Origin of the sequence: Streptomyces sp. NPDC085866 (assembly GCF_044541035.1) — a bacterium.
Taxonomy (GTDB): Bacteria; Actinomycetota; Actinomycetes; order Streptomycetales; family Streptomycetaceae; genus Streptomyces.
On record NZ_JBITSQ010000032.1, the window covers coordinates 1 to 850 of the forward strand.

Here is an 850-nt window from a genome sequence, read left to right on the forward strand (position 1 = left end):
ACGCCCGGTTACATTCCGAACCCGGAAGCTAAGCCTCACAGCGCCGATGGTACTGCAGGGGGGACCCTGTGGGAGAGTAGGACGCCGCCGAACAATCTTTGGAGGACCCCTGGTCCCAGCGTTCAGCTGGGACCAGGGGTCCTTTCGTTTTTACAATGCTTGCGGTACCGAAGACAGGAGTCACCATGTCCACCAACTCTCCCGAAGACCGGCCGGAGCGCGACCAGCGGCGACGGGACAGTGGTGACCGCGGCGATCGCGGCGGCTACCGCGGTGACCGTGGTGACCGTGGTGGCTTCCGTCGGGACAACGACCGTACCGACCGCGGTGGTTACGGCCGGCGTGATGACAACCGTGGCGACCGTGGTGGTTTCCGTCGTGACGACCGCCGTGACGACCGCCGTGATGACCGCGACCGCGGTGAGCGCAGTGGCTTCCGTGGCCGGGACGACCGGCGTGACGACAGCCGTGGTGGCGGCTACGGCGACCGTGGTGACCGTGGCGGTTTCCGCCGCGACGACCGCCGTGACGACCGCCGTGACGACCGGCGTGAGGGTGACCACCGGGGTTCCCGTCCGGCGTACCAGCGTGACGACCGGGACCGTGGGCCGCGTCGGGACGACCGTGGCGACCGCGGCTTCCGCCGCGACGACCGCGACCGCGGTGAGCGCCGTGACGACCGTCCCGCCTACCGCCGCGACGACCGGCGCGACGACAGCCGCGGCGGCTACGGCGATCGTGGCGGTTTCCGCCGCGACGACCGCCGTGACGACCGCCGTGATGACCGCGACCGCGGTGAGCGCAGTGGCTTCCGTGGCCGGGACGACCGGCGTGACGACAGCCGTGGTGG

General features: G+C 70.7%; 1 rRNA gene and 1 pseudogene. One reads left to right on the forward strand and one right to left on the reverse strand.

Features of this window, described 5'->3' with window-relative positions:
* Nucleotides 1–93: ribosomal RNA gene (gene rrf, locus ACIF83_RS44830) — 5S ribosomal RNA — on the forward strand; the annotation flags it as partial.
* 29 nt (nt 94–122) lie between these two features.
* On the opposite strand, the pseudogene ACIF83_RS44835 reads toward rrf, so the two are convergent.
* A pseudogene (locus ACIF83_RS44835) lies at nt 123–850 on the reverse strand (hypothetical protein); the annotation flags it as partial.